The 1,930-nt window shown below is 68.9% G+C and carries 2 protein-coding genes; both read left to right on the forward strand.

Going from position 1 to position 1,930, the window contains the following annotated elements; genetic code table 11:
* Nucleotides 1–146 precede the first annotated feature (146 nt).
* Nucleotides 147–584: an NfeD family protein gene (locus GX015_RS00590; RefSeq protein ID WP_046651490.1), complete on the forward strand. Its 438-nt coding sequence runs from the start codon at nucleotides 147–149 to the stop codon at nucleotides 582–584.
* Nucleotides 585–588: 4 nt separating this feature from the next.
* Nucleotides 589–1,930, forward strand: a 1,342-nt coding sequence (locus GX015_RS00595) for an SPFH domain-containing protein (RefSeq protein WP_291342000.1), incomplete at its 3' end; no start/stop codon positions are given.

The raw sequence follows: 1,930 nt of genomic DNA on the forward strand, positions 1-1,930 counted from the left end.
CTCGTCGACTTCGTCACGGAACCCCACCTCGGCTGACGCGTCCCGCTTCGCGCGCGGTTCTTCGCTTGACGACGCCCCGGCCGGCCCCGTCGTAAAGCGAACCTTTGTTCGAAGGCGGGATCCGGGGGCTTCTGTAGGCTGGCCACGTGGCTTCGATCATCTGGTTTGGACTGGGCATTCTGCTCGTTTTCCTCGAGTTCCTCATCGGCGACCTGTCGATGCTGATGGTCGCGGGAGGCGCGCTTGCCGCCGCCGGCGTCTCGCTGGCGGACACGCCCCTGTGGGTGGACATCGCCGTTTTCGCCGTGACCAGCATCGGGCTCATCGGGGTGGTGCGGCCGATGCTGCGCCGCAAGATGTTCACCGGCGTCGACTCCGACAGCGTCGAGTCCAATCCCCGGCAGCTCGCCGGCCGCACCGCCTCCGTGGAGGAGGCCATCGACGGCCACGCCGGCATGATCCGGATCGCCGGCGAACTGTGGACGGCGCGCGCTCTGGTGCCCGGCATGTCATTCTCGCCGGGGGACCGGGTCATGGTCGTGAGCATCGACGGCAACACGGCCGTCGTGGATAAGGAGGTGTGAGCCCATGGCGGGATTCATTTTCGCCGCAGTACTCGTCTTGCTCGTTTTGGTGTTGGTGAGTAAGGCGATCATCCTCGTCCCCCAGGGCGAGGCAGCAGTCATCGAACGGCTCGGCCGGTACACCCGGACCTTGTCCGGAGGCCTGGCGTTCGTCATCCCGTTCATCGACCGTGTGCGCGAGAAGGTGGACACCCGTGAACGGATGGTCACCTTCCCGCCGCAGGCCGTGATCACCGAGGACAACTTGACCGTGGCCATCGACACCGTGGTGACGTTCCAGGTCAACGACCCGGCGCGCGCCATCTACGGCGTGGCCGACTACATCTTCGGCATCGAGCAGATCACCACCGCCACGCTGCGCGACGTGGTCGGCGGCCTGACGCTGGAGGAGACCCTGACCTCCCGCGACTACATCAACCGCCGCCTGCGCGGGGAGTTGGACGAGGCCACCGCGAAGTGGGGCCTGCGCATCGCCCGCGTCGAGCTGAAGGCCATCGAGCCGCCGCCGTCGATCCAGCAGTCGATGGAAAAGCAGATGAAGGCCGACCGCGAGAAGCGCGCGATGATCCTCACCGCGGAGGGCACCCGCGAGGCGGACATCAAGACCGCCGAGGGCCGCAAGCAGGCGCAAATTCTCGCCGCCGAGGGCAACAAGCACGCGTCCATCCTCGCCGCCGAGGGCGAGCGGCAGGCCACCATCCTGCGCGCCGAAGGTGACCGCGCGGCCCGTTACCTGCAGGCGCAGGGCGAGGCGCGCGCGATCCAGAAGGTCAATGCCGCGGTGAAGGCGTCGCAGCTGACGCCGGAGCTGCTGGCATGGCAGTACCTGGAGAAGCTGCCGGAGCTGGCCAACAAGGACGGCAACACCGTGTGGATGGTGCCGTCGCAGTTCGGCGACTCGCTGGAGAGCTTCGCCCGCGCCTTCGGCAAGGCCGACGAGGACGGCGTGTTCCGCTACGAGCCGCCGGCCGTCACCGCCGAGGCGAAGGAGGAGGCCGACCGCGACAAGGACGAGGACTGGTTCGACATGTCCTCCAACCCGGAGATCGCACGCGCCGTCGCCGCCGCCAACGAGGTGGCGAATCGTCCGGTGGAGGATCCGGCGTTGGCCGCGCAGTCCAAGCGCAAGTCGGTGGCGGAGGCCGAGAAGGAGTCTCCCATCGCGGGCGAGAACGGATCCGCGCCGTCGGGCCGCCGCCGCGACGAGGACCGCGGGCTTCCCGCCGGCGGTTACGGCGCCGGTCAGCCGGGAGTCGACCAGGCGGGGATCGGACAGGCGGGGGCCGGCCATCCGGACCTCGACCACATCCAGCGCCCCGGCGGGCACCGCGACGAGCCCGGCCATC

The sequence above is a fragment of the Corynebacterium sp. genome, assembly GCF_012837295.1.
Classification (GTDB): domain Bacteria; phylum Actinomycetota; class Actinomycetes; order Mycobacteriales; family Mycobacteriaceae; genus Corynebacterium.